Raw genomic sequence first — 25,130 nt, 5'->3', positions numbered from 1 at the left:
TCTTTAAGTTAATTATTACTTATGTATTGAGTAAACTTCAAAATTATTTTTCAGGTAACTAAACATGAAATAAATTATGATTGACATTGCCCACAGATTCCCTGAAAATCCACTTTTAATGCCAAAAGATTTGCTTCCAAGTAGTCCTGATTTACATATTATTAGTCTTTTAAATCCCGGTGTTTTTGTATTTGAGGGCAAAACATGGCTTTTGGTACGGGTAGCTGAATGCATTTCACAAAAAGAAGGCGTGATTTTCTTTCCCATAATCAATACTTTTGGAAAAGTCGAAATTATAGAAATACCTTTAAACGATCCCGACTTAGTAGCAACAGATGCCAGAATAGTCCAATATAAAGGGCTTGACTATCTCACTACTCTTTCGCATTTACGAATTTTATGTACTGACGATGGAATTCATTTTTATACTCCTGAAGATATTCATCCCCTTATGGGGTCTGGAGTTTTAGAGCAGTTTGGAATAGAAGATGCCAGAATTAGCTATTTAGAAAATACTTACTATATTACTTATACAGCAGTGTCGAACAATGGCGTGGGGGTTGGATTGCGTACCACCAAAGACTGGAAAAATTTTGAAACAAAAGGCATGATATTTCCTCCGCATAATAAAGATTGTACCATTTTTGAAGAAAAAATAAACGGTAAATTTTATGCGTTGCATCGCCCTTCCAGCCCACAGATTGGAGGCAATTTTATTTGGCTGGCAGAATCCCCGGATGGTATGCATTGGGGAAATCATCAATTTCTTTTAGGAACCAGGAAAGGCTTCTGGGATAGTGCCAGAGTTGGTGCAGGAGCTTCGCCAATTAAAACAGATAAAGGATGGCTCGAAATTTATCATGGTGCAAATGCGGAACATCAATATTGCCTGGGTGCTTTTTTAATGGATTTGGAAGATCCCTCTAAAGTAATCTCCCGAACCCTGGACCCAATTATGATACCCAAGGAAAGTTATGAACTGAGCGGTTTTTTTGGACATGTTGTTTTTACAAATGGTCATGTAGTAGAAGGAGATAAATTGACAATATATTACGGAGCTGCAGATGAATTTGTCTGCGGAGCTTATTTTTCAATTGCAGAAATTGTATCAGCACTTGAAGTTACGCTTTGATAAATAATTTATAAAGTAAAACAATTTACTCCATTTCAATAATAAAAAAACCCAGAACATCTATACCGATCAACTGAGTTTTTTTATTCCAATATATCCTATTTCAAAGTAACTTAATCAAGATTAAACATTTTCCCTAAGTGCTCTTCCATAATAAAATAAGGATCATTTTTTTGGGTAAAAGACCTGATGTGTATCAAACTTGTTTTGCTCATCATTCTTAACATCTGACGACGCTCACATTTTACAATCTCACCGTTTTCTATTCTCTGACCGGCTACAAAAGCACTTCTTCCGTGAGCACATAAATGATTATTAACAAAAATAAGATCTCCTGAATTCGGAATATAATCACTATTTATTAGTGTTTTGGCTTCATCCCAAAAGTCCATTAAATTATTAAGTGCCTCAGATGTTTGTCCTGCATTTTCATTAAATATTTGTTCTGCAGCATCAAAACGTATAAAAGGAAGTTCACGGTTACCATATAAAACAGACTCCAGCGGTGCGGTATCTGAAACATCCTCGTCCTCATAATTAGCATCTTTGGGACATTGATAAATTGGATCAAATAATTTTTCCATTACTGAATTAACTTCCCCGTGAGAACGAATGGAATACAATGTTGAAGGAACTCTCTCTTCATTCCTTAAATAAAGAAAACTCAAAAAATCTGCCTGATTTTTCAAAAAAGCATCTTCTGTATGCACAAACAAATCTGTTTTTGATCCCGAACCAGTCTGTGTGTTTGACATTTTTTCATCTGGAATAACAGCATGCAAAAGTCCACCACCCTTTCTTTGGGCATAATACTGTACTGGTTTGGAAGGGACAGCACCGTGTAGAAGCGAACAGATAAAACCATATTTATTTAGCTTTTCATAATCTGCTTTCTGCCAGTTTGGAGGTGTTGGTCCTAATTCGTCCTGATTTACTTCTAATAGTCCCTTAAAAACAATTGCACCATATTGCTCAGCTGAAAAATCAGTACCAAACTGACTTAAGATTCGGGTAATTCGTTCAGGTAATAATTGAAAGGCATGAAGATGGAGAGACGATATATATTCAGGGTTTTCATAATTCCCAAATGCTTTCACCAGAAGGTTGCCCACATTTGATAAAATATTTCTCTCCTGATGTGTTATTTCGATTATTAAGGGTTTTGTAGGAATATTAAAAGACAGTAGGTTATCAGTAGGTCTTTCAATTGAAATAATTGATTGTGATTTCATTTTTTAATCCGTTTTTAGGTTATTAAAATACAATTGAAACATTAAACACAATGCACTAAAAATAAGCATCATATAAAATTAAATCTGGAACAGTAAATTTATTTATGTACGGGCATTCGTATAAAACTTTTCATATTTATTTTTTTTATTCATTTTAATTTATACATTTGTTTTTACTTAGTCTAAATAAGATTTACTTACAAATATATTTTTAATTAATCTAAATAGCAATGATTTTCTTAGAAAAATTTAAAAAAAAATGAAAATTAAAGACAATCCCAGTAATACCGGAGTTTCAGATTACTCTGACAAACCAAAAAAAATTTCAGAAAATATCCGGAACAGGAGAAGCATTTTTGGAGACCAATACATTAAGGGGAAATTGCCCGATGAACTGCTCGATGAAATTCTAATAAACGCTACCTGGGCTCCAAATCACAAAATGACAGAACCCTGGAGATTTATTGTTTTAAGAGGAAAATATCTTGAAGAATATGGCCAATACATGGCCGATTATTACAAAGACTCTTATGCAAAAGAACTGACAACCGAAGCATTTGAAAAAAAACTGGATTATCTGCGGAACTATCCTTTGAATGCTGTTTGCATGATTGGAATAATTCTCGTTCGAAACACTAAAATCAATCTTCCTGAATGGGAAGAAATTGCCGCTGTATCATCTGCTGTACAAAATATGGCGTTAACGTGTACTGCTAATAATATTGGAAGTTATTGGAGTACCAAAAATGTGGCTATTGATTACGTGAGCGAATTCGGTCTTGCTGAAAACGAAAGGTCATTAGGTCTTCTCTATCTGGGATATTATGCAGATGATTTAAAAATATCAAAAAAGAAGAGAACTCCTTTATCCAAAAAAGTGATTTATCTGCAATAAATTATTAACAAACCCTAAATAAAACCCATTATGAACAACACATTAATGAATGATGAAGCACAAAAAAAATCAGTGCTTACTCCAGATCAGGATTATTATAAAGATATTTTTCATCAACATGCGAATGATGAATATGCTAAAGCCATACAATTAGCACAAAACCGCGTTACAGACTTTCTAAAAAACAATCAAAAACCTTTCAGCGGAATCAGACCTGACGAAATGAAATCTAAGGTAGAAAATGTAGATTTAGATATTCCTCTTCCTGATTACGAGAGTCTTCTGAATGAAGCAGACGAACTGTATGTAAAACACGCTACAGCTTATCATTTACCGGAATATATTGCGCATTTAAATTGCCCTGTCGTTATTCCGGCACTGGCTGCAGAAGTGCTAATTAGCGCCATAAATTCTTCTCAGGATACGTACGATCAAAGCGCCGGGGGAACTTTCATAGAACGCAAACTAATCGACTGGACCAGTAAACAAATTGGCTATTCTGAAAATGCTGATGGAATTTTTACTGCCGGAGGTTCTCAAAGTAACTTAATGGGATTATTACTGGCAAGGGATTACTTCTCTCTTGAATATCAAAAATGGAACATCAAACTTGATGGTCTACCTCCTGATGCCAGTAAATTCAGAATATTTGTTTCTGATAAAGCGCATTTCAGTAACCATAAAAACGCCTGGATTTTAGGTCTCGGCGAACAAGCTATCATCCATGTTGGTGTAGATGCCAGATATCGAATGGATCCTAAGCAGCTTGAAAAAGCAATTGCAAAAGAAATAGAAAAAGGCAATATCCCTATCGCGATTACAGCCACTGCGGGAACAACAGATTTTGGTAATGTTGATCCATTAACTGAAATAGCTACTGTCGCCAGCCGTCATAATTTATGGCTACATGTTGATGCTGCTTATGGTTGTGGATTATTGTTAACAGAAAAATACAGATATCTTTTGAATGGTATTGAACTTGCAGACTCTGTAACCATTGACTACCATAAATCTTTCTTTCAGCCCATCAGCAGCAGTGCTTTTATTGTAAAAAACAAATTACATCTTAACATCATCAAACATCACGCGGATTATCTGAATCCGAAAGAGCAAAATTATGATGCTCTTCCGGCACAAATCAATAAATCGATTATCCAGAGTACACGCCGTTTTGATGCACTTAAACTTTGGTTCACCCTCCGCTATATGGGTAAAGAAAAACTGGGACAATATACCGACACTATTATCGAAACAGCTCAGCAGACAGCTGCTTATATTGAACAGGATGAAAATTTCGAACTTCTATGCCATTCTGATATAGGGGTATTAGTCTTCCGTTTTGTTAATGGACTTGATCAGTCGAATTATTGCAACATCAATCAGTATATCAAAGAAAAATTATTTTTCAGCGGAGAAGTTTTGGTTGCCAGTACTAAAGTAAATGGAAAATTCTATCTCAAATTCACCATTTTCAATCCATTAACGACGCTTAATGACATCAAAAATATTCTTAAACTCATTAAACAAAACGGAAATGACTACCAACAACTTAACTAACTATCGTCAGCAGGCAGAGCAGGTGAATTTTAAATCCCTGTTGAATTGCTTTTGCAGGGAATTCAAAAACTGGAGCCGCTACGAAGGCATTCCGAAATATGATCCTGCACTGGCAGATTATATGCAGGCTATCCATCATAAATCATTTCTTAGATTTGATTTTACGAGTATAGGTCAGGAAGTTTTTGCTCCCCTAACCTACTTTTCAGAAAGCGGTGTGCACTCTTTTGGTTTTCCAATCGTTGTCCGTAATAGTTCTTCTGACGAAATCAAAGAGATAAGTCCATTTGATTTTGTAGAAATTGTATCAGCATTTTCTAAAACAGATTATCCAGAAATCGATTCGCTGCCAACTCAAAAACGCATGCAGAACAGTATAGATAATCTGGCTTTTTATCTTTCTGAATATAAAAAAAGTGATCAGGCGGTCAATAGTCCTGAACAGACTTTTATTGAAGCTGAACAATCGCTGATTTTGGGACACAGCGTACACCCTCTGCCAAAAAGCAGAGAAGGTTTTACGAATGAGGAACTAAAAAAATATTCTCCTGAAACAGCTGGGCAATTCCCGTTGCATTTCTTTCTGATTCATTCGGATAATGTCCTGGAGAAAAGCACCGAAGAGTATCTGATGACGGATTATCTGAGAACTGAAATTTCGAAGTATGCGAATAACAATGCTAAAGAATTACTGGCTGCTCATCCTACATGGAAAGTAGTTCCTACCCATCCGTGGGAAGCTGAGTACTTACTAAATCAGACTGAAATTAAGGAAATGCAATCCAAAGAACTATTATTCAGTCTGGGACAATTCGGACCATCGTATACGGCTACCTCATCGGTTCGAACGGTATACAATGCTGAAAGTAAATGGATGTACAAATTTTCACTTCATGTAAAAATTACCAACTCTTATCGTGTAAATTATCTTCATGAACTGAATCGTGGTTATGATGCCAGCAAACTCATGAAAACAGAATGGGGAAAAGGAATTCAAAAAGAGTATCCTGAGGTCCATCTTATTTGCGATCCGGCATACATAGCAGTTATTTATCAGGATAAAATCATCGATGGCTTTAGTACCAGTGTGCGCCAAAATCCTTTTCACGGAGCAAATTCCAGAAAAAATGTGAGTATGGCAGCGTCTTTAACTCAGGATGGGGTTTTAGGAGAAACAGCCAGAATATCAAATCTTATTCAGGAATCCGCAAAAAGGCTGAACAAAGAAATCTCCGAAGTTGCTGTTGACTGGTTTAAGCAATACCTTAAAATTACGATACATCCTCTAATAGGTATTTTTAATAAATATGGATTTGGAGCAGAATTTCATCAACAAAATATCCTTATTGAATTTGATGACAATCTTTTTCCTTCTAAAATGTACTTCAGGGACAATCAGGGCTATTTTTTCCGTCAGGGAAAAGTAGATGAATTACAGAAAATACTTCCGGGATTTGGTGACGAAAGCAGAAATTTTATAGCCGAAAGCCGAATTATTAACCTTTGGGGTTATTATCTTTTAGTAAATCATCTGTTTGGAATTGTAAATGCATTGAGCAAAAACAAACTGGCTGATGAACCTCAGCTTATTAATTTAATATATGAAGTTTTTAAAGCAGAAGAACCTTCTGATACAACAGGCCTGGCTTCACATTTCCTCAACAGTACTCAGCTCCTTGCAAAAGGAAACCTGCTCACGAGCCTTAATAATATGGATGAAGCGAGTGCGCCAAGAACCAATCCTGCGGTTTATTTAAGCTATCCAAATCCCTTAAATAAATACTTTTTTTCTAAAAAGTTAATAAATCCAAAAGGAACTGACATAGTTTTTAGCCGATACTTCGAAAAGGAAAACGTAACAATAACCCTGCGTCCCGTAAATGTTGACAACGATCTTGAAATACTTCATGAATGGTTTCATCGCGAACATGCGCTGAAAATCTGGCAAATGAACTGGCCGATTAAGGATCTGGAAATGTTTTACCGCACCTTACTTCCCGGCGATATCTCTCACAGTTATATTGGTGAAGCAAATGGTGTTCCGACTTTTAACATGGAAGTATATTGGGCAAATCGCGACATTGTTGGCAATCATTACGATTCGCTCCCATCTGATTACGGTACACATTTAATTATTGCACCTACAGATTCCAAACTTAAATTCACTTCTGCCGTAACACAATCTATGATGGATTTTGTTTTTGCCGAAGCTAAAGTTGGCAAAATGATTGGTGAAGGTTCCGTAGATTCACTGGCTTCCATGATGAATAAGGCACAAGTTGGATTCAAAATTCAAAAAGTAATCGAAATGCCGCATAAAAAAGCCAATCTGAATTTTTGTTATAGAGAATGGTATTGGGAGAAATTTCCGGCTGCCAAAAACTTTCAGAACATTCCGGTTGCAGCGACCCAGGTTTAATCAATAAAAAAATAGCAATGAGTACAGAAAAAACATACTCGGTTATAGGTATTGGAATTGGTCCTTTTAACCTTGGCCTTGCCGCTCTTATGGAGCCCGTAGAAGAATTATCATCCCTGTTTTTTGATCAGTCAGCCGGTTTTGACTGGCACCCGGGTTTAATGCTAAACAATGCAAGCCTCCAGGTTCCTTTTTTGGGAGATCTGGTTACGATGGCTGATCCTACAAGTAAATACACATTCCTGAATTTCATCAAGGAAAGCGGGCGTTTGTATAAGTTTTACATTCGTGAAAACTTCTTTATTTTCAGAAGAGAATATAACGAGTACTGCAAATGGGTCGTTTCTAAACTTAATAATTTAAAATTCTCACACAAAGTAGTTTCTTTAGATTATGTTGATGGTTTATACAAAGTAATTGTCATGAATACAGAAACCTGTATCACCTCAACTTATTATGCCAAAAAGATTGTTTTAGGCACAGGAACTTCTCCTTATGTTCCGGACTTTATTGAGAAACAGGAATTACCAAATGTAATACACGCATCCAAATATTTATATTTCAAGTCGAGAATTAAAAACAATAATTCAGTTACTATTATTGGTTCAGGACAAAGTGCCGCAGAAGTTTTTAAGGATCTTCTGCCTGAAACTGAAAATGGTTTAAAACTAAAATGGTTTACCCGTTCTTCTCACTTCTTCCCTTTGGATAATAAATCGAAACTGACTCTGGAACTGACTTCTCCTGAATATGTAGATCATTTCCATAGTCTGACTTACGAAAAACGCAAACAGCTTCTGGCCAGACAACACGGACTTTACAAAGGCATCGATCAGGAACTTATTAATGAAATTTTTGACAGCCTGTATGAAATGAGTTTAGAAAATAAGCCTTTGAATGTAGAATTACGTTCTAATCTTCGCCTTACCGACGTAACAGAAAATTCTGATGGTTCTTATCAAATGGATTTCATGCATACTGAACTTGAAAAACCATATCAGGACGAAAGTGACTGCATTATTCTCGCTACTGGTTACACCTACAAAGAACCGGAAATCATTAAAGGAATTGAAAGCAAAATTAACCGTCTGGAAAATGGCTTGTTCAATGTAAACCGCAATTATACGATTGATAAAGAAGGTAACGAAATCTTTGTTCAGAATGCGGAACTGCATACACACGGACTTTCGACTCCAGACTTAGGCATGGGACCTTACAGAAATTCATACATCATCAATCAGATAGCCAATCGTGAAGTTTATAAGGTGGAAAAACGAATCGCTTTTCAGGAATTTGGTGTATTGAAATCAGAAGATTCTTTAGAAAACAAGACTATGGAACTGGTGAATGAATCACTGGATATTGAAGCATTAATAAAAACAAACTAAGATGAGTACTTCTGATAACACATTTAAAGATGTACAACATCTTAACGGAGATATTTGGAATAAAGTAAACCGAAACCTACTGGCTAAAAGTATTTCAGAATTAATGCGCGAAGATTTGGCAAAACCAGAAATCATAAGCAAGGACGAAGACGGCCTTACGCATTTTAAACTGTCAAGCGATAAAGAGAACCTGTATTACACTTTTTCAGGTTATCCAAGATTTATAAATTATTGGCATATTGTCAGAGAAAGTATTCGAAGAAGCGAAAACGGACAGCAATCAGATGTAATTGATGTTCCTAATTTCTTTATAGAACTTCAGGAAACTTTTGGTATCAATTCTTTTACACTGGCACATTATGCAGAAGAATTGCTGCATACTTTATATGCTGATGCTTTTATCCAATCCAACAAACGTTTGTCGGCTTCCGAACTTGCAGATTCTGATTTTCAAACCATAGAACACAGTCTGGACGGACATCCGTGGGTGATTGTAAACAAAGGCCGCATCGGATTTGATTCGCAGGATTATCAAAACTTTACACCGGAATCGGGTCAGAATACCCGTTTGGTATGGATTGCTGCCCATAAAAGCCGTGCTACATTTCGTTTATTAGATAGTATGAATCAGCAGCTCTTTTTTGAAAATGAATTGGGAAAAGAAAAAATAGCTTCGTTTAGAACTCTATTGAATCAGGCAGAAGTAAATCCGGACGATTATATTTTTATTCCGGTACATTCGTGGCAATGGCAAAACAAACTGGTGATGCAGTTTGCCCATGATATTGCGGCTAAATTCCTGATTCCACTTGGACTTTCAGATGATTTATACAGTCCGCAGCAAAGCATTCGTACCTTTTTCAATCAAAGTCAGCCACACAGACATTATGTAAAAACATCGATGTCTATCCTGAACACCAGTCATATTAGAGGATTATGTGCCAGGCAATTGTCAATCGCACCAAAATTAACAGGCTGGATTAAAGATATACTTGAAAAAGATCTTCATCTACAAAATATGGGCGTTGTGCTCTTAGGAGAAGTTGTTTCGGTAAGTTACACACATCCGAGTTATAGTAAAATTGTAAATCCTCCTTATCAATACAATGAGTTTTTGGGAGCGATGTGGCGAGAGAGTCCTGTTAATTTTTTAAAATTAGGAGAAAATCTGATGACTATGGCTGCATTGCTGTATGTAGATAATCAAGGAAAAAGCCTTATTCAGGAACTTATCGAAAAATCAGGACTTTCTACGGAAGCTTGGTTAAGAGCTTATTTCACTGCTTACCTTAAACCAGTATTGCAGATTTATTACCAGCATTCATTATGCATTGATCCACACGGACAGAATGTAATCCTTATTCTAAAAGATTATGTTCCTACGCGTATCGCTTTGCAGGATTTTGTGGGCGATATCTTAATCAACGAAGAAGGCAAGAAAAAACTGCCTCAGGAATTCATTGATAACATGTTTAATGCTTCTCCAAATCCTGAGAATGCTCCGTTGGTTATTCTAATAGCTGTTTTTGATGCTTTTTTCAGATATTTAAGTGATATATTAATTACGACTGCTAATTATCCCGAAGTTTCTTTTTGGAGTGGTGTCTATGATGTTATTACGGAATATCAGGACGAACATCCGGAACTACAGGATATGTTTGAAAAATATGATTTGCTGATTCCGGAATTTAAACGCCTTATTTTCAATACCCGACGTTTGTTTAATGGTTATGAAGAAACTTCCGGATTTCCTCATATGAAAAAAAGCGGTTTTATTCCCAACCCGTTGTATCAGTTGGTAAACTCGGAAATGTTAATAGTAAAAGAAAATTTATGAAAACAGCCTTATTGAAAACACGTTCGTTTTTTAGTCTTTTAAGGCGTTCTATTTCAGGAAAGGAAAGCAATTTTACTTCCGGCAGTATAAACAGAACTATTATTTTATTGTCTGTCCCAATGGTTGCCGAATTACTAATGGAATCCTTATTTGTCTGTTCTAATTTATTTTTTGTCAGCAGATTAGGAACCAACGCTATTTCTATTGCAGGTGCCACAACTACTTTTATTACTTTTTGTTACTCAGTTTCTATAGGATTGGGAATTGCAGCTTCGTCTATGATTTCAAGAAGAATCGGAGAAAAGAAGTTTAAAGCAGCCGGACAAACTGCCATGCAGGTCATATACATTACAACCCCAATTGCTGTTATTATCAGTATCGTTTGTGCTGTATGGACAGCCGAAATAATGAGTCTTATGGGACTCTCGCCTGCCATGATTCAGGAAGGATATACTTATGGTGTAGTCATGTTTGCCTCCAGCGGATTTTTGATCCTCCGAATAGTAATCAACGGAATATTTCGTGGAGCCGGTGATGCTTCTACAGCGATGCGGGTATTATGGGTCTCGAATGCACTGAATATCATTTTATGTCCGATATTTATTTTTGGATGGGGCGTTATACCCGCTTTTGGTTTACTGGGAGTTGGAATCGCAACCTTAATCGCCCGATTGATCGGAGTACTTTATCAGGCGTGGTACCTCATCAGAGGCAAAACCGTAATGAAAATCGGATTAGCGCAATTGGTATTCCATTTGGAAATTTTCAAAAGAATACTCAAACTGGCTTTTAGCGGAACAATACAGTTTATCATTCCTGCTTCCAGCTGGGTATTTATGATTAAAATTATGTCCCATTTTGGCGAACATGCTCTGGCTGGATATATTTTGGCACAAAGAGTAACTTCAATTGCCACAATGCCTGCCTGGGGACTAGGCAATGCGGCCGGAATATTAACCGGGCAGAATCTCGGTGCCAGACAACCCGACCGTGCCGAAAAATCGGTTTGGAGAGCCGGAATGCTAAATATGGGATTTCTTGTTTTTATTGCCGTCTGCTGGATATTCCTCGCAGTCCCGGTGGTGAAAATCTTTACTGATATTCCGGAGGTAATTTCCCAAAGTACGATGTATATCCATCTTATTTCTATGGCATACGTTTTATTAGGCTACACTATGGTTATTTCAAGAGCACTTAATGCTGCCGGAGAAGTAAAAATTGTAACCTGGCTGTATATTTTGATGTTTTATATTGTACAAATTCCGCTTGCTTATTTATTGGGAATAGCCTTTAATTTAGGTACCAATGGTGTTTTTACAGCCATACTCCTTTCAGAAATTGTATTAGCCGTAGCCTGTATTATCATCTTCCGAAAGGGAAAATGGAAAACAACTAAAGTTTAATAAAAATTTAATTCAGATAAAAATATGAATACAACAGCACAATTACACAGCGTATTTTCAAGAGCTTTTGAAATACCAGTTCAGGAAATAAATGATGAATTAGAATATCAGGGAATTGCCGAATGGGATTCTATGAGCCATCTCGTACTGGTTGAAGAAATCGAAAGTACGTATAACATCTCAATCGAAATGGAGGATATTTTAGAAATGGGAAGCGTTATTAAAATTAAAGAAATACTCAAAAAATACGGTTTTGAAATTAACTAGAAACCAACACAAAGAATTATGGAATTATATGATTTAATCTCAAAAAACGAAAATTTAATCTTTACGGATTCTGCTACTGGTATTTCTAAATCTTTCAGGGAAATGCACCAATCGCTTGAAATTGATGATTTGCGATCTGTTGCCTTTATTTATAATGACAACCTGCTGCCGGCAGTTGAAACTTTATTAAATTTTTATCAGAGCAGATACACTATTGCATTACTTGGACAAGGAACCAATACTGATTTTAAGGAAAACTTAGAAGCAAAATATACTCCTTATTATATTTATGATCCATCCCGGAATGCTATTGAAGGCTACACTACCGTGAACGCTTCAGACAGCATCACACTTTTCAGACGCAATGAAAATTCGATTTATCCAATTCACCCTAAAGTTAAACTGCTGTTGAGTACTTCCGGAACAACAGGATCCCCGAAATTTGTGAGGCTCTCGGACGAAAATCTGGCAGAGAATGCGAAATCCATTTTGGACTATCAGCCTATTAAACCAGATGACGTCGTACCGCTGAATGTTCCGGTACATTCGGTTTACGGATTGTCTATTTTTCATACCAATTGTATAAAAGCACATCAGATTGTTTGTACTGATAAAGATGTTTTTCAAAAAGAATTCTGGTCTGATTTGAAAAATTATGGCTATTCTACTTTAGGAGGTGTACCTTATTTTTACGAAATGCTGCACAGTATAGGTTTCTTTAAAAAAGATCATCCTTCGCTTCGTTATTTTACTCATGGCGGAGGATTGCTGAGTCATAAATTAATTGAAATCATTTCAGAATATAATGAACAATTTGGCAAACAGTTCTTCGCACAATATGGACAAACTGAAGCAAGTGGACGTATGTCTTATTTACCTCCAAAAGACTTGCTGAGAAAAGCAAGCTCTATTGGGCGCGCTATCAAAAACGGACGTTTCGAAATAGACAATGAAACTTCTGAACTTATTTATTACGGACCGAATATTTTTGGCGGTTATGCCGAACGAAGAGCCGACCTTCAATTTTATGATCAGGAAGAAAAACTGCATACCGGAGATCAGGCAAGAGTAGATAATGAAGGATATTATTATATTACTGGCCGACTGAAAAGAATCGTAAAACTATTCGGTACCCGGATCAATCTGGATGAAATAGAATTGCTTCTTAAAAACACTCTTGGAGGACAAACATTTATTTGCCTGAATATATATGACAAACATTTAGCAATTTTGTATACAGACGCAAGTTTAAACAAAGAAGTGATTGTAAAAGTTTTAAAAGCGAAACTAAGCCTCCATTCCAGTTCCTTAAAAGTAATTCAATTAGATAATGTACCGCTTACTGCAAACGGAAAAGTGAATTATCCTGTTATTCAAGAATCTCTTGAATCTGAAATAGCAGTATAAAAATTGTAAATTGTAAAACAAAAAGACCTCTATTCTTGCAAATAGAGGTCTTTTTTATTAAGATAAAAGGATTAGAACTTAAATGATAAACTTCCCAAAATAGTTGTTGGTGCCTGAGGTGCTGCCCAAGTACTCCAATACTTTTCATTAGTTAAATTATCTATCTTAAGTCCTACTCTCCACGTTGGCTGCTCATAAAATACTGTAGCGCTATAAATAGTATAAGACGGAATATAAAATGTATTAGCTGTAGTCAGATAACTTTCATCTACATAATTTGCGCCAAAACCTGCACCTAAACCTTTTAACTTATTTTGAAGTTTATAAGAAACCCAAAAATTCACAACATGTTCAGGAGCATCAGCTGCTTTATTGCCTTCAATGGCTTTATTAACGTCGCTTGTTTTTTCGATACGGTTATCATTATAGGCATACCCTGCAGTAATATCTAAACCAGAGATAGGATTGGCCAGAAATTCAAATTCAACTCCTTTGCTTACTTGTTTTCCATCCTGTTGATAAACTAAATCTGCTTGTCTTATTAATGCATTATCATTAGTAATTTCATAATAACTCACTGTTGTGCTTAATTTTTTATTGAACAATTCAGCTTTTATCCCAGATTCCCATTGATTAGCATAAAGTGGATCCGGTACAAATTGTGCACCGTCAGGCTGATTTACAGGAGCTATATTCTGGAAACCATTCATATAATTTCCAAACAACGACAACTGATCATCAAGAACTTCAAATACCAATCCAAATTTCGGTGATACAGATGTTTGTTTGTAACCCAATACCGTACCGCTTTGCTTACGTTCGAAATCATCTAAACGTAAACTTGTCATAATGTGTAATCTCTCTGCAATCCCCATAACGTAAGAAGCATAGGCACTATACGTATGTTCGTCTCTGCCTGCTCGTATAACCGGAGCTAATAAGACCGCATCAATGTCTTTTTTTCTAACTGGTACGAAGTTGGTTGTCACATCAATTGTTCTAAATGGAGCTGTCGGAGTTGGTGTAGATGAAAAAGTATCTGAATAATTTCTATAATTCACTCCGGCTACTATTTTATGGCTTAAGATACCCGTTTTAAATTCTCCATTAATATTTTCCTGAATATTGGTATAATTACTGGATATTGGCCCAAACATCGTAGCACGAATAGTAGCTGTAGTTGGAGAAGTCCAGGTTGGCAAAACCTGATAACTGTATTCAACATTTTCACTTACATAAGAAAATAAGGTAGTTGATTTCCAGTTGTCGGATATCTGATACTCCGACTGAACAAAAGCTTTTGAAGCAGTAGATTTAGCATCAGCATCATCATGCACCAGTGATTTTTTATAATCCAATTTGATATCGGCCGGGTTTGTTACTCCTGATGTTGCAGATGCACCCGGATATAAGGGTTTTGTACTTTTAGCGTTATATAGCTCTGCATCGATATTAAATTTAAGCTTATCTGTTGCTTTGAAAGTAAGACTTGGTGTAAAAGACAAGGTATTAGAATAACCATAATCAAGAAAGCTTTTTGCTTTATTTACACCTACATTAAGTCTGAAAAGTACTTTTTTATCTTTAGTAAGAGGTGTATTGATATCAGCGGTAAGCATATTTGTGCCGTAGCTTCCGGCAGTATATCCAACTTCTGTAGCTGTAGTTTCAAAAGGCTTTTTAGTGACTAAATTTACAACACCACCAAAAGAAGATGCTGAAGAACCAAATAAAGTTCCTGAAGGTCCTTTTAAAATTTCAATTCGCTCAATATTTGCAATACCTACTGAAGAACGACCAGATAATGTTTCCATACCATTTCTGGCGTTAATTCCAACAGTAAATCCTCTAAAGATAAGTGCAAATCCTCCTGAAGGATAATTAAGCGGCACTACCCCTGGTGCATTTCTCATAGCAGTTGTAATATCAATTGCTACCTGTTCCTGAAAAAGTTCTTTATGTATTACATTATACACCTGAGGATTTTCGAGGTTTTTTAGTGGCATTCTGGCTACTGTTTCAGTTTTTTTAGACAATAAACTCTTTCTGTTATTAATTACAACTTCCTGCAATTCTTTGTTTGAAACTTTCAACTGCAGATTAACTGTTGCTGTTTTATTATCTTCTACTGTAACGACCTGTTCAGAAGTTTCATAACCTGCCAGGGATATTTGCAACGTATATGTATTTGGTTTTATTCTGTTTATTTCAAACACACCATCGTCATTAGTAATGGTACCGTATTTTGAATTTTTAAGAATAATATTTACATCTGCCGCAGGTTCACCGTCAGATGTTGTGATTTGCCCTTTCATTTTTCCGTGATTTTGTTGTGCAATAGAAGAAATGGCTGTAAATAAAAAGCTAATGATAAATAAAAATTGTGATGTTCTTAAACTAAGATGTTTCATTGATTTTTAAATTTGGTTAGTATTTGTTTTTATTCATTCTAAATAAAAACTGCGCAAAAGTAAAAATTAATAGTTGTTTAACAAGTAATTATCTTGATTTATTTAGATTCATAACAAATTATTCAAAATTTAGTCTAAATAAGTATAGATTTGCAGTAATAATTCAAATAGTACATGAAGAAAAAATTGAAGAAACAAATTGGACAATTACACCTTTGGCTAGGACTTGCTTCAGGTCTGATTTTGTTTACGGTAGCTTTGACAGGCAGTCTTTTGGTTTTTGAAAAAGAAATTGACCAGTTTATTAATCCAGAGTTTTATAATGTATCCAATGTTGGGAGCAGCAAAAAAACAATTGATGATTGTACAGCTGCCATTCAGAAACAGTACGCTATTGAAAAAATAAACAGAATCGTAGTCTATAACGACCCTAAACGTACTATGACAATCATAGGAAAGAACAGCGAAGGAGATAGCCAAATTTTCTCTGTAGATCCTTACACAGGAAAAGTACTTGGGACTATTGCACAGGAGAGTCGATTTTTCTCTATTGTTTTAAACATACACAGGCATTTATTACTGCACGACGTGGGAGAAATTATCACAGGCAGTTCGTGTTTAATCTTTGTTTTTATGTTGATTTCCGGTTTAGTTTTATGGTGGCCAAAAAAGATAAAAAATTTAAAACAGCGACTGACTGTTAAATGGAAAGCATCTTTCAAAAGAGTCAATTGGGATTTCCATTCGACTTTTGGTTTTTATACTTTTATCTTTCTACTCATTATTGCCCTGACGGGATTGACATGGTCTTTTAAATGGTTTGAAAACGGAATGTATTTTATAGCAAACGGTACTACGGAAAGACCATCTCCAAAAGTAGAAAACCCTACTAAAGTTGATCCATTAACAGATAAAACTGCTTTTTATCAAACTTTATATCAAAAAACTGACAGTATATTTCCATACCAAGGTAATATTCAAATCAGGATGCCGGCTGATACCATTAACAGTATTCTTATATTAAAAGAAAACTTAGAATTCAGCATTCCAAATCAGTCAAGTGCTATTTATTTTGACAAGTACACCGGTAAAGAGATAGAGATCAGGCCTTATGAATCCTTTTCGAAAGGAGACAAATTAAAGCGACTGATTTATCCAATCCATACCGGAAGTATTTATGGTTATCCTACTAAAATACTTGCTTTTGTGGTTTGTCTTTTTGCCATAACATTACCCGTTACCGGATTATTGATCTGGCTAGGGAAAAGAAAAAAGAAAGCATCAAATTAAGCCCTAATCACTTTTATAAATTATCAATATATAAACAAAGCTTCTGAGAAATCCGGAGCTTTTATTTTTTATATTCCTCATAATATATTGTTTTACAGTATAAACCCTAAATAAATTATATATTAGCTATAGACTAAAGTGTTTGAATTAAAACAGAAACCACATGAGCAAAAAAACTATAATTTTAATAGGTTTCATCATTTTAAAATTTGTTCTACAGTATGCCCTGCTTAATCCGGAATATGATTTGCAGCGTGATGAATATTTACATTTGGATCAGGCCAATCATTTAGCCTGGGGATATTTATCAGTCCCTCCTGTAACATCCTGGTTTTCTTATATTATTCTATTGCTTGGAAATTCTGTTTTCTGGGTTAAGTTCTTCCCCGCACTTTTTGGCGCATTGACATTGGTAATCGTCTGGAAAACCATTGAAATTCTCAAAGGAAATTTATATGCCTTAATTTTAGGTGCTGTTTGTATTGTATTTTCATGCTTACTGCGAATCAATATGCTTTACCAGCCCAACTCGTTAGACATTTTATGCTGGACAGCTTTTTACTATGCAATAGTTCATTATATCAAAAGCGAAAAAACAAGATGGTTCTATATAGCTGCCATCATTTTTGCCTTTGGCTTTTTAAACAAATACAACATCTTATTTTTACTTATTGGTCTGCTGCCTGCAATTTTACTTTCGGGACAAAGAAGAATGCTGGCTAAAAAAGAACTCTACTTTGCATTCATTTTAGGATTAATATTTATTCTGCCAAATCTTTTATGGCAATACCATAACCAATTTCCTGTTGTGCACCATATGAAAGTATTATCCGAAACACAATTAGTGAATGTAGATCGTGTTGGCTTTCTAAAAGAACAATTACTGCTTTTTATCGGTTCTTTTTTTGTGATAATAGCATCTCTGTATGCCTTGTTATTTTACAAACCATTTGCGAAATATAAATTTTTCTTCCTTTCTATTTTTTTGACACTTCTTGTCTTTTTATACTTTAAGGCAAAAGGATATTATGCTATTGGCCTATACCCTATTTATATTGCTTTTGGTTCGGTTTTCCTGTCCGAAACTTTAAAAAAGGGCTGGAAACGTTATCTGCTATCAATATTCATAATCATTCCGATATTGTTTTTTATTCCGATATACGATCTTGCTTTCCCAAATAAAAACCCTGAGTATATTGCCAGCCATTCTGAAAAATACAAAAAGCTAGGGCTTCTGCGTTGGGAAGACGGACAGGATCATCAATTGCCTCAGGACTTTGCCGATATGCTGGGCTGGAAAGAACTTGCCCGTAAAACAGATTCTGTTTATGCCTTGCTACCCAATTCTCAAAAAACGCTCATTCTTTGTGATAATTATGGACAGGCCGGAGCTATTAATTATTACACCAAAAAAGGAATCAAGGCAGTTTCGTTCAATGCAGATTATGTGAATTGGTTTAATCTAAATGTAGATTACAAAAACCTTATCAGAGTAAAAGAACATAAAGAAAACAGTACAGAATTGAATGAAACCGGACCATACTTTGAATCTTCAGCAATTGGCGGTCAAATAACAAATAAGTTTGCAAGAGAATATAAAACCGTAATTTTTGCTTTTACAGGAGCAAAAATCAACATCAGCAAAAGAATCGAAAACGAAATTAAAGAAGCCAAAGACTTCAGCAAAAATTGATTTTTTCAAGTTTTCGAATATTATCAGCGCAGTAGAATTAGTCTAAAGACGACAAAAACCGAATGTGATGCTTCTTAATATTGGTTAAAAAAATATCAGGATTTCCGTCCAGTAAATCATAAAGATCAATTTCAGCTTACTTAAATACCTATATGTTAACAGGTTATTAAACTTTATCAATTATATTAAAATATTTCAGAAATTTCTTTGGATAACAGTATTTAGTGCTTATCTTTGCACCCGAAACATCGCGGGATAGAGCAGTAGGCAGCTCGTCGGGCTCATAACCCGAAGGTCACAGGTTCGAGTCCTGTTCCCGCTACTACTTGGGACAAAGAAGAAATATTCTTCTTTGTCCCTTTTTTATTTAAGGCTATTTGCTTGTTAATATAGTAGATCAGCCATACCACCTCATTAACTCTTGCGGTTCGAAATTCATTTTCTGAGATTGTGAAATTCTCAGGATAAATCGAACCTATCAAATCTCTTGACTCAGCCCAATCGCCGGTTTCGTAGTATTCATTGAGCTTTAAAAGATTTTCAATGCCTGTTTTTAAAAGTCCTTCAATATCTTTGCTGTCAGTTTCAATAGCTGATAATTTCAGCTCCAGCCTGTTCACCATATCACCGTAATCTGATTTCATATCCCTGTAATCGCCTGCCTCAATCTGTTGTGTAGCCAGCAAATCTCTAGCATGTGAAATTCTATTTTCATAATCTTTGATCTGAGTAATTATTTTATTTTTCTCTTCAAAAATTTCTTTAGTTTGTTCCTTATAACATTCAGATAATACAGAGGTGTAAACATTTTTAATTTCAGGAATTGGTATATACTGCTTCAAATTATTTATAAATATATCATTAGCAGTTTCAGAATTTATCCTGAATTTGCAACCTGCACTGCAGTGGTAGTATGGATAATATTTATGACGCCCTTTGGATATACTTGCTGTGAGTATTTTTCCACAATCAGGGCAAAGAAAAAAGCCTCTTAGTGGAAAAGGTTTAGACGCAACGGACTTTGGTAGATAGGTTCTAGATCTGCCATCGAGTACATCCTGTACTTTATAAAATAATGATTCAGAGATTAAAGCCTCGTGCTGTCCCCTCACATAACGAAGATCTTCATCTTTGTATTTAGGAACAACTATCTTTCCACAATATAGCGGATTACGAATAGCGCGCCAAAAATGATTTTTACCCGCCTTAAGTCCTTTTTCTTTTGCCATATGAAGAACCTGTTCAGTATTAAAGATCCCTTTGGAAAGCTCTTCAAAAGCCCATTTCAAAATTGATGCCTCAGGCTGATCGAATGTTATGTATTTTGTCCCGTCTTCCTTTACTCTATTGATATAACCAACAGGAGCATATCCCATGTATCTCCCCTCTTTTCTTGCTCTTCTCATACCATGAAAGGTATTCAATGCTCGCCTGTCATTTTCAACTTCTGGAGCTGCTAAATAAAAGGCAAGCATCATTTTGTTCTCAGGAATAGAAAGATCCAAAGGCTGTTCTATCGCCTGTGGCTCAACTCCTAGTTTTCGCAGTATGTTTATCATTTGATAAGCATCACCTGCATTTCTGCTGAACCTGTCCCATTTGGTAAACAGCACCAGTTCTGATTTATTTTTCAGCTTCTTTAAGTTCAGAAGAAGTCTTTTCCATTGCGGTCTATTGAACGTTTTTGCCGAATGATCTTCATAAATTACATTTCGTATTTCAATAGAATTTATGTCGCAGTATTTGCGAAGCATTTCTTCCTGATTTCTTTGTGAGTAGCCACGATCTGCCTGTTCATCTGTACTCACTCTCACGTATAGGTCTGCTATTCTTTTCATCTTTCTTGTTTAAATAATTATAAACTGACATGTTTGCCAGCTTTCTTAAAAATTCTAAAATCATTCCCGCTTGTTCAAGCGTTACTTCTACCCCTTCATCTTTCAACATTTGCAATGTTTTCTCAGCCGTCATTTTCCCTCTTTCATTTTTTTCATCGCTTTCCATTTGACATTTCCCTTCATTAAAAAAAGACCACAAATGGTCTTTTTTGTTCAACAATCATCTATCGCTATAAAGATAAGTCATTGATCAATAACTATCATAGGTAAAATATAGCTATGATGGCTGTGGATTGGCACTGAGGATATTTTCATCTTCATTTTCAGAACCTACAGGGAATAATACGCTTATCTCATTTAAAAGTTCAAATTCATCAATTGGAAACAACTGCAATGCAATCCCAAGTACAAGCCCGACATCAATCGACCGATTTTCGATTGTAATGGGAAGTTCAGCTCCATCATGATCCAAAGCCACGATACATAACCTCATCAGGTTTCTTATAACTGAGGCAAGTTCGTAATAATCATATACTTTTATTTCAGCAGTGTGCATCCTGTTTTTATTGTCAAATGGTCTCAAAGTATTGAGACAATTAGAAGTTAATCTTTTAATAATTTCCAGCTTTTCAATTTCATCCGTTTTCATAATTTCAAGTGTTAAAGTAATTTAATCAATAGCGTATTAACGTACCTCAGCACTTAAGTTTTTGATACGCTCCAGTTCTGCTTCTACAATTTCGCAGGCTTTCTCGTAGAAAAGATTACATCTTCTCTCTAGGTGCTCTGTATCCAATAAAGAAGACTTCTTAACATTTATCCAGCGAAGTGAACTTGGATTTGTTTTTAATAAGTCAAACAGCCTTTTATCTTCACTTGTAATTCGTGGAAAAAATTCAGAAGTTATTGGCGAGAATATTTCACAGAGATCAAATAAGTATGCCAATGAAAAATGATCTGGGTGATATCCTAAAAATACATTGATAAGACCTAAACAAATCTGCTCTACAGCAATGTGCATCATCGAGTCCTGAACAAATCCAGTATCCATATAGTCCACTTGGTTCTGGCTTATTAAAAAGGTTTCAGCAACTTTTTTTCTATTTTTCCAGTACGAACGTATATAATCAATATTACGTTTTGTAATTTCATCAAATGTTATATTTAGAGGCATATTTTCACGTTCATAAAATTTATACCCTTTGGTTAAAACCTGATGATAAAAATATCTCTGATTTGAACAGAGATAATGACCATATTTCACTTTAAAAAACAATAGGGTTACTGTATACTGCCCTTCAGTTTTAGTTTTTATAATATCACTGATATCAGCAACCGCATTCATTACATATTCATCTGTCAGCACCATTAAATAAAAATGTGTCTGTTCTTTATGTGTTGAAACAGACTCCTGAAATGGATTCTGAACTGCTTGAATCTGTTTCCGTTCTCCAAAGCAGTAAATACTGCTTGTACTGATACTTTTGCTAATAATGTTACTAATTGTCTGTAATCCTAAATCATCAATTGCTTTCATAATTTTACTCTTTTTAGTTAATACTTGTCTGAAAAATTGTATTTTTGTCTAACACACAGGCAAGTAAGCAATTACTTGTATGGTACGGTATCAATTTGTTCCGTACCGTACAAGACTAAATTATGTATCATACATAAACCTTACTTTTTTATTCGTAATTATTATCTTTGAGCTATGAGTACATTAACAAAACCAAATCACATAGGGCGCAAAATCAGCCGTATTCGTGAACTAAAAGACATGAAACAGGAAGCATTAGCACAGGCTATGGGAACAAACCAGCAGGCTGTTTCAATAATAGAAAATAGTGAGACTATAGATGATGAAAAGTTAGCCGAAGTAGCAAAAGCTCTAGGAGTAAGTGTAGAAGCTATTAAAAACTTTTCTGATGAGGGTGTGATTAATTATTTTAACAATATATACGACAACGATTTTAGTCACAGTAATGGAGCAATTCATTCAAATAATTGCTCATTTAATCCATTAGATAAAATGATGGAAATTGTTGACGAAAACAGAAAACTTTATGAACGTTTGGTTCAAGCTGAAAAAGATAAAGTTGAATATTTGGAAAAATTACTAAAAGCTAAATAAGCTTTTATAAAAGACTTATTAATTCCAAAAGAGACTTTCGAGTCTCTTTTTTTGTTTTGGAACATTATTTGATCTACCGTATCACCAAAGACTATAACATGGATAAAACTATAAAGCTTCGAGTTAAAAGGGAAATTGACAGAAGTAATGAGCTTAAGATATTAAAATTAAAAGGTTCCTTAATTACTAAAGGCTTCACTGAGATTATTCACATTGAAGATGAAAGCGAAGATTTTTATCTCAACTCTTTTTCAACTTCTATAGAGCACAGAAAGGAAGCCGAAGATTTTGTATTGGATTATATCTCTGTAAATAATCTGAGCGATACTGTCACTCTTATGGGCAGTCCAGACAAATAATTTTAAACGGATTATTTACTTTCCTATATACTCCATTTCTAAACAATAAAAAGCAAGCCAAGGTATTGGACATCGTCAAAAAAGTGCGCATAATGCCAAGCCTCGTTCCTCGCCTTGCCACCCTTCGGGACTTATAGCACTTCTTTTGCCTGCCTGTCCAATGTAATACTGCTTTCTTTTTTTCGTTTTTCTTTTGAAAAGGATTATTACTATTTAGATTCTAAGGCTAAAATCCTGCCTTGAATTAAAATAGGATAACTAGATTTTTTATCTAAACCTGATACCTCTTGTCTGAGGGAAGCGGATGCCAAGATGCGAATAAAGACTTCTTACTTTAGAACGCCAGGCAATTTTTGATACAGCCCATGTTTTACCTCCCTCAACTATATGAATGTTATCATGCGTGTGTGAAGGCAGATTACCGGAACTTGAAACATTATCAAACTTAAGCAGAAGCTGAGGATTATCTACAGGAGATAGCTGTTTGTCTAAATCAAAAATTGTCTTGTCTTTTCTTCTGAGAATTTAGACATCTTGCTTTTTAATTCTTTATATAAATCCACAATTGGAATCTCATTAGTTATAAAGTCAAGATCATAAATATCCTTTTTTGTTGCTCGGTTAGACGCGCTTACTAATTTGAATAATCCAATATCTGTTTTTGACAAAAGACGAATATTATCTTTGATTTCAATAGGATAAATATTCTTCATGTTCTGCAATAATTCGACCTTTAAAACCGATCCTGAATCGGTATTTATAAAAAATCTCAAAAATATAAACTGATCATTAATATCGCATGGATTATCAAATCTCCCTGCCTTATTGCCATAATAATCTGAAACTTCTTTTTGTATTTTTTGAAAGCCTTCTCTGCCAATAATATCAGGACAGAATAAATCAATATCATCGGAAATTCTGTGATTAAACTGTAAGGCAAGATTTGTACCTCCGCCTAATGCAAAGGCAGAAAGTGATGGCAGAGTTTGCAACTCAGAGATAGTTTTTAAAATATCTTGAGATACGGCATCCATTTTTTAAAGTGATAATACAAAACGTTGAAAAGGCTCAACATTGTAACGTTTAGAGACACTTAAACACACCTTGTTACTGATGTTCTCTTTAGTGCTTTTTAGATACTTTACAATATCTTCAGGAGAATATAATTTTTCTAAGATTTTAATATCAGCCTCAAAAGTATCTGAAGTAGTGGCATACAGCGCCCTTGGAATTATAATAGCCTTGTCTCTTTTAAAATCAAGTTTACTACAATCCATATCCCAAAATAAATATTTGGGAAAAAGATTCGCTATATTATTTTCTTGTTTCATTACTCTTTTAATAGTCGGCTGACGTGCTTAATCTTCAAATAAGAAAAAGCAATATCATATATGCAAATATACGAAATACTTTCAACACACTTCTTATACAACTCTTTTTAAAACAATTACCCATTTAAGAACACAACTAGAAGAATAAAGACACTTAAAATTAGAAAGCAATAAACTCCCTAAAAATACTCTTAAAACTTTTTCCAATTTCCAATCTTTAATAATTTTTATAAGTAAAAAGACCTTTAATAATTGAATAAAAATATTATATATAAATTACATTCGCCTTAAAAAAAATCACGAAGATTGCCACGTTCCTGCAATCGGCAAGATGTCCGGTTGTATCACAACCGATATCTTGCCACCTTATTACCTCGGAACTCGGCGGTGGAGACATTGCTAAGAATATAGCACTAAAGAATCTTTATGATGAAAAATTCTGTAGAAATTAAACCTTATTTAATTGAATAAAAAACAAATATTTGAATGCAATAAAAAGAGAGAGTTAATTTTGAAAAAATATCTTATATTGTAACATAA

At 34.9% G+C, this 25,130-nt stretch carries 21 protein-coding genes and 1 tRNA gene; 14 read left to right on the top strand and 8 right to left on the bottom strand.

All coding sequences use genetic code 11. From position 1 onward, the window contains the following. Window positions 1-76 precede the first annotated feature (76 nt). Complete coding sequence (locus DMB68_RS04940; RefSeq protein WP_110345527.1) at window positions 77-1,132, top strand: glycoside hydrolase family 130 protein; 1,056 nt, start codon at window positions 77-79, stop codon at window positions 1,130-1,132. A gap of 113 nt (window positions 1,133-1,245) precedes the next feature. Here the strand turns inward: DMB68_RS04940 and DMB68_RS04935 are convergent, their stop codons facing one another. Next, a complete protein-coding gene (locus DMB68_RS04935) occupies window positions 1,246-2,364 on the bottom strand; it encodes a Fe(II)-2OG oxygenase family protein (RefSeq protein ID WP_110345526.1) in 1,119 nt (372 codons plus the stop codon). 259 nt (window positions 2,365-2,623) lie between these two features. On the opposite strand from DMB68_RS04935, the gene DMB68_RS04930 reads away from it, so the two are divergent. From DMB68_RS04930 to DMB68_RS04895, 8 genes are read left to right on the top strand one after another with little or no spacing between them, the layout of a single operon-like run. Then, window positions 2,624-3,259 carry a nitroreductase family protein gene (locus DMB68_RS04930; RefSeq protein ID WP_110345525.1) on the top strand — a complete coding sequence of 212 codons (636 nt, stop codon included), beginning with the start codon at window positions 2,624-2,626 and terminating at the stop codon, window positions 3,257-3,259. Between the two features lie 30 nt (window positions 3,260-3,289). Further along, entirely contained in the window at window positions 3,290-4,816 is a 1,527-nt protein-coding gene (locus DMB68_RS04925) for a pyridoxal phosphate-dependent decarboxylase family protein (protein WP_110345524.1), read from the top strand. Further along, entirely contained in the window at window positions 4,794-7,235 is a 2,442-nt protein-coding gene (locus tag DMB68_RS04920) for a GNAT family N-acetyltransferase (RefSeq protein WP_110346353.1), read from the top strand. The genes DMB68_RS04925 and DMB68_RS04920 overlap by 23 nt, the downstream gene beginning before the upstream one ends. A 17-nt stretch (window positions 7,236-7,252) precedes the next feature. Further along, entirely contained in the window at window positions 7,253-8,623 is a 1,371-nt protein-coding gene (locus DMB68_RS04915; protein WP_110346352.1) for a lysine N(6)-hydroxylase/L-ornithine N(5)-oxygenase family protein, read from the top strand. Window position 8,624: 1 nt separating this feature from the next. Beyond that, the gene (locus DMB68_RS04910) at window positions 8,625-10,460 is read left to right on the top strand and encodes an IucA/IucC family protein (protein WP_110345523.1); all 1,836 of its coding nucleotides are present in this window, start codon (window positions 8,625-8,627) and stop codon (window positions 10,458-10,460) included. Then, window positions 10,457-11,863, top strand: coding sequence for an MATE family efflux transporter (locus DMB68_RS04905; RefSeq protein ID WP_110345522.1), 1,407 nt, complete (start codon window positions 10,457-10,459; stop codon window positions 11,861-11,863). The genes DMB68_RS04910 and DMB68_RS04905 overlap by 4 nt, the downstream gene beginning before the upstream one ends. Before the next feature lie 24 nt (window positions 11,864-11,887). After that, entirely contained in the window at window positions 11,888-12,130 is a 243-nt protein-coding gene (locus tag DMB68_RS04900) for an acyl carrier protein (RefSeq protein WP_110345521.1), read from the top strand. An 18-nt stretch (window positions 12,131-12,148) separates the two neighbouring features. Next, window positions 12,149-13,537, top strand: a complete 1,389-nt coding sequence (locus DMB68_RS04895; RefSeq protein WP_110345520.1) for an AMP-binding protein — start codon at window positions 12,149-12,151, stop codon at window positions 13,535-13,537. Window positions 13,538-13,608: 71 nt separating this feature from the next. Here the strand turns inward: DMB68_RS04895 and DMB68_RS04890 are convergent, their stop codons facing one another. Further along, entirely contained in the window at window positions 13,609-15,948 is a 2,340-nt protein-coding gene (locus tag DMB68_RS04890) for a TonB-dependent receptor (protein WP_110345519.1), read from the bottom strand. 174 nt (window positions 15,949-16,122) lie between these two features. Here DMB68_RS04890 and DMB68_RS04885 point away from each other — a divergent pair, with 174 nt between their 5' ends. From DMB68_RS04885 to DMB68_RS04875, 3 genes are all read left to right on the top strand, one after another. Continuing rightward, on the top strand, window positions 16,123-17,238 hold the full coding sequence (locus DMB68_RS04885) for a PepSY-associated TM helix domain-containing protein (RefSeq protein ID WP_110345518.1): 1,116 nt from the start codon (window positions 16,123-16,125) through the stop codon (window positions 17,236-17,238). Window positions 17,239-17,401: 163 nt separating this feature from the next. Next, on the top strand, window positions 17,402-18,931 hold the full coding sequence (locus DMB68_RS04880) for a glycosyltransferase family 39 protein (protein WP_110345517.1): 1,530 nt from the start codon (window positions 17,402-17,404) through the stop codon (window positions 18,929-18,931). Between the two features lie 249 nt (window positions 18,932-19,180). After that, a tRNA-Met gene (locus tag DMB68_RS04875) sits at window positions 19,181-19,253 on the top strand. Here the strand turns inward: DMB68_RS04875 and DMB68_RS04870 are convergent. From DMB68_RS04870 to DMB68_RS04855, 4 genes are all read right to left on the bottom strand, one after another. Beyond that, window positions 19,213-20,769, bottom strand: a complete 1,557-nt coding sequence (locus tag DMB68_RS04870; protein WP_110346351.1) for a recombinase family protein — start codon at window positions 20,767-20,769, stop codon at window positions 19,213-19,215. The genes DMB68_RS04875 and DMB68_RS04870 overlap by 41 nt on opposite strands. Further along, complete coding sequence (locus tag DMB68_RS04865; RefSeq protein WP_110345516.1) at window positions 20,726-20,935, bottom strand: hypothetical protein; 210 nt, start codon at window positions 20,933-20,935, stop codon at window positions 20,726-20,728. The genes DMB68_RS04870 and DMB68_RS04865 overlap by 44 nt, the downstream gene beginning before the upstream one ends. Window positions 20,936-21,046: 111 nt before the next feature. Further along, the gene (locus DMB68_RS04860; RefSeq protein ID WP_110345515.1) at window positions 21,047-21,418 is read right to left on the bottom strand and encodes a hypothetical protein; all 372 of its coding nucleotides are present in this window, start codon (window positions 21,416-21,418) and stop codon (window positions 21,047-21,049) included. A 36-nt stretch (window positions 21,419-21,454) separates the two neighbouring features. Then, window positions 21,455-22,306 (bottom strand): hypothetical protein, encoded by an 852-nt coding sequence (locus DMB68_RS04855; protein WP_110345514.1) that lies wholly within the window; start codon window positions 22,304-22,306, stop codon window positions 21,455-21,457. Window positions 22,307-22,480: 174 nt separating this feature from the next. Here DMB68_RS04855 and DMB68_RS04850 point away from each other — a divergent pair, with 174 nt between their 5' ends. Then, window positions 22,481-22,900, top strand: coding sequence for a helix-turn-helix domain-containing protein (locus DMB68_RS04850; protein ID WP_110345513.1), 420 nt, complete (start codon window positions 22,481-22,483; stop codon window positions 22,898-22,900). Between the two features lie 98 nt (window positions 22,901-22,998). Continuing rightward, a complete protein-coding gene (locus DMB68_RS04845) occupies window positions 22,999-23,259 on the top strand; it encodes a hypothetical protein (protein WP_110345512.1) in 261 nt (86 codons plus the stop codon). A 488-nt stretch (window positions 23,260-23,747) separates the two neighbouring features. Here DMB68_RS04845 and DMB68_RS04840 read toward each other — a convergent pair whose 3' ends face one another. Next, entirely contained in the window at window positions 23,748-24,293 is a 546-nt protein-coding gene (locus DMB68_RS04840; protein WP_110345511.1) for a nucleotidyl transferase AbiEii/AbiGii toxin family protein, read from the bottom strand. 3 nt (window positions 24,294-24,296) lie between these two features. After that, window positions 24,297-24,590, bottom strand: a complete 294-nt coding sequence (locus DMB68_RS04835) for a DUF6922 domain-containing protein (RefSeq protein ID WP_110345510.1) — start codon at window positions 24,588-24,590, stop codon at window positions 24,297-24,299. Window positions 24,591-25,130 lie beyond the last annotated feature (540 nt).

The organism is Flavobacterium hydrophilum, assembly GCF_003202405.1.
Classification (GTDB): domain Bacteria; phylum Bacteroidota; class Bacteroidia; order Flavobacteriales; family Flavobacteriaceae; genus Flavobacterium; species Flavobacterium hydrophilum.
This window is presented reverse-complemented; position numbering and strand designations above follow the sequence as displayed.